1 protein-coding gene is annotated in these 720 nt (G+C 43.2%); it reads right to left on the bottom strand.

Translation table 11 applies throughout. The annotated features are described in order from the left end of the window. Positions 1–86: 86 nt before the first annotated feature. Positions 87–614 carry a nitroreductase gene (locus QVO88_RS04500; protein WP_022287331.1) on the bottom strand — a complete coding sequence of 176 codons (528 nt, stop codon included), beginning with the start codon at positions 612–614 and terminating at the stop codon, positions 87–89. Between the last annotated feature and the right edge of the window lie 106 nt (positions 615–720).

Raw genomic sequence — 720 nt, 5'->3', positions numbered from 1 at the left:
CACTAACCTTGATAGGTGCATACTTTTCATTAAGCGAGATAAGGAAGATTGAAATGCTCCGTTTTTTGTTAGATAGTTTGTCAGGATTATTTGATATAGTATACCCAATTGTCTTTTCTCTCGTGACCCTCGGGATATTCACCCTCAGTGTAGCCGAGTGCGCAGTGACCGATGCCCTCGTATTCGCCCTCGATGCCAAGGCTGCGGAGGATCTCCTTGCCTTCTTCAGACTCAAATTCTTCCTTTGCACGATGTATCCAGCAGCTTCCAACGCCCTCGTTGTGAGCGGCAAGCATAAGATTTCCCATAACAAGACTTCCGTCATAAATGTAAGTAGGGCAGGATTTGTCAGCTAGTACAATAAGAATAACAGGTGCACCATAGAACGGATCGAAGCCCTCATCCCAGCCGCCTATCTTTCTGTTCATCTCAGAAATTTTGTCGCGCATTTCCTTGTTGGTGACAGCAATTATAATAGGTGACTGCAAGTTTCTTCCTGTGGCGGAATAAGTTCCTGCTATTATGATGCGGTCGAGAACGTCCTGAGGTATCATGTCAGGCTTGTATTTTCGTACACTTCTTCTGGTTTTCATAAGTTCGAGCAGATCTTTCATAAAACAGCCTCCTTTGTAGGTTTGATAGTTGATTGCTTATAATTTGATTTTAGCATAGTTTGTGGAGAATGTCAACGGCTGTTTAAGTGAGAAACGAAGTTAAGTG

The organism is Ruminococcus sp. CAG:57 (assembly GCF_000435935.1).
GTDB classification, from domain to species: domain Bacteria; phylum Bacillota; class Clostridia; order Oscillospirales; family Ruminococcaceae; genus Hominimerdicola; species Hominimerdicola aceti.
This window is presented reverse-complemented; position numbering and strand designations above follow the sequence as displayed.